Source organism: Paenibacillus zanthoxyli JH29 (assembly GCF_000520715.1).
GTDB lineage: Bacteria > Bacillota > Bacilli > Paenibacillales > Paenibacillaceae > Paenibacillus_AQ > Paenibacillus_AQ zanthoxyli.
In genome coordinates, this window is record NZ_ASSD01000237.1 from 1 (window position 1) to 2,009 (window position 2,009).

Here is a 2,009-nt window from a genome sequence, read left to right on the forward strand (position 1 = left end):
GCTTCTTATCGGATATTCCTGTCAGTTGAAACGACGTTCGCTTGTCTTCATGAGATCAGCGAGGCAAAAAGGTTCATTTTGGGGCAATGCGAAAATAAGGGGCCGGCTCCTGGCCGCCCCCTAAATCTGTATTTTCATTTCTTATTGAAACCATTTCAACAGGCCGTGCGGCAAATAGTTGCCAATCCCAACTCTCCCGCTCGGGCTCACCTTAACCCCTATACCTCCTGCGAACTTAGTGTTGTCCGCTTCCAGCTTGCCGGCCTGAATTTTATCCTTGGAAAAACGAACTTCTAGTTCACTTCCATCCTCCAGGATCAAGGCCGCTCTGGCCTCGGCGCCGATTTGCAGCTGGTAGACCGGCCGGCCGCTATTCTCTCTAACCGCCAACACACCGGGAACGGAATTAACGATATTCGAATACGGACTGCCGATGGGTTCATTCTTTAAAATTTCGAACACCGGATTATCCTCCTGATGATGCAGAACGCTGACCTTGAGACCATCCGGGGCCGATTCCAGAATAAAATAGCGATTCGCAAACGACAACGGTATTGAGTACTCCTCGAATTGATAGCCTAAAATGAGTGTCATCCTAATGTATCCCTCCTAAACAATCACAATTCGACACAGAAAGGAGGAACCCTTCTTTTTTCACATATGAAAGACCCCCCAATCTGGGGGATTCGCGTAGATTAGGAGGTTCGTTTGAGGTTAGCTTATTCCTCTTCCTCTATGATCTCGTGAAGCTGTCTGCGGTCCGCTTCCTGCGCCCGGTCAAGAGCCTTGATGTCGTCCCGGTCCGCTTCCGCAGCGGAAAATTCCACATCTTCATTCTTGGCTTCGAACAGTTTCTTCAGCTTCTCATTCTTGGACATCAGATCATACCCCCGGCTTCCTCAATGATGGATAGAGCCTGGTGGAAGGAGGCCTCATCAACCACGACGGTCAGCAGAATATCCCGCCCTGTCGGCCCTCCCGACCCTCCATGGCTCATCCCGCTCGCGCTCGGATCGGCTGCGGCCATTACGCCCGCGTCAGGATATCCGGTAGCAGCGGTTCCCAGGCTTGTGATTAAACCATTGGCCGGAATGGCCTGGGAAGTGAATCCGCCTCCGTAACGGCTGAAACGGTCGATAGATATATCAACGACCCGCAGCGACTGAAGCTTGCGCGAAGCGCCTTCTGCATCCTCCGGACTTTTGAAATAGGCGAGTATATTTTTTTCGGACATAATCTCGTCGCACGCTCCTCTTTGGGTACGGGTGATCACCCGCCGTGTTTCAGGCTTAGAGTGTGCAGGTAAGCATTAATTTATCCCTTGACGCTGCCCGTCCCCAGAGAAAAGGACAGCGCATTCAATCGCGCCATCCTCTTTTAAAGGAGATCATTATTAATCCTCGAAAAATACATGAACCTCATGCTTTATTTTCATTTCAGGCATGATTGGCAACCGCATAGTTCACTTTCATAATCCGGTCGTTGGCTGCGGTTACATTTCCGGATGCAGTGATGCTAAAATCAAGCACGCCTTCAATTCCATTTGGAATAATCATAGGAGTAACAGTGGACAGTCCCGCTCTGCGGATCGTTTCCGTGTCGAATTCGACCAGCAGTTGTCCCGCCTTCACCTGATCGCCGGTGTGAACGTTCAGCACAAATCCTTCGCCTTTTAAAGCTACGGTGTCGATTCCAATATGAATCAGTACCTGCACCCCGCTGGCATGCTCCAGAATCACCGCATGTTTGCTCTTCTCCATGACATGTACCACGACGGCGTCGAAAGGTGCATACACCTTCCCTTCGTCCGGCTGAATCGCAATGCCGTCTCCCATCTGTTTCTCGGCAAAGGCCGGGTCGGGCACCTGTCCCAGATCCACCAGTGTTCCGCTTATAGGCGACAGCATAGTGAGCGTTCCGGGAGCATCTACCAATATAGCGCGGTCTTTGGCAAACACCGGTACCTTTGTTGGTTCCGCAGCCTGACCGGCGGTGTTCCCGGAGGCTTG

Annotated in this window: 4 protein-coding genes; all 4 read right to left on the reverse strand. The window is 51.5% G+C overall.

Annotated features, from left to right (window positions below):
- Window positions 1-141: 141 nt before the first annotated feature.
- On the reverse strand, window positions 142-594 hold the full coding sequence (locus tag L691_RS0108690) for a hypothetical protein (RefSeq protein ID WP_025690021.1): 453 nt from the start codon (window positions 592-594) through the stop codon (window positions 142-144).
- A 125-nt stretch (window positions 595-719) separates the two neighbouring features.
- The gene (locus tag L691_RS31200; RefSeq protein ID WP_081949592.1) at window positions 720-878 is read right to left on the reverse strand and encodes a YfhD family protein; all 159 of its coding nucleotides are present in this window, start codon (window positions 876-878) and stop codon (window positions 720-722) included.
- Window positions 878-1,234 (reverse strand): hypothetical protein, encoded by a 357-nt coding sequence (locus L691_RS0108700; RefSeq protein ID WP_025690022.1) that lies wholly within the window; start codon window positions 1,232-1,234, stop codon window positions 878-880. Before L691_RS0108700 ends, L691_RS31200 begins: the two co-directional genes overlap by 1 nt.
- Window positions 1,235-1,436: 202 nt before the next feature.
- Complete coding sequence (locus L691_RS0108705; protein WP_051459337.1) at window positions 1,437-1,907, reverse strand: PTS sugar transporter subunit IIA; 471 nt, start codon at window positions 1,905-1,907, stop codon at window positions 1,437-1,439.
- Window positions 1,908-2,009: the final 102 nt, after the last annotated feature.

Bases quoted from the DNA above. Each gene is read 5' to 3' on its own strand.
- L691_RS0108690 (WP_025690021.1), bottom strand. From the start codon at position 594: ATGACACTCATTTTAGGCTATCAATTCGAGGAGTACTCAATACCGTTG.
- L691_RS31200 (WP_081949592.1), bottom strand. From the start codon at position 878: ATGTCCAAGAATGAGAAGCTGAAGAAACTGTTCGAAGCCAAGAATGAA.
- L691_RS0108705 (WP_051459337.1), bottom strand. From the start codon at position 1,907: ATGCTGTCGCCTATAAGCGGAACACTGGTGGATCTGGGACAGGTGCCC.
- L691_RS0108700 (WP_025690022.1), bottom strand. From the start codon at position 1,234: ATGTCCGAAAAAAATATACTCGCCTATTTCAAAAGTCCGGAGGATGCA.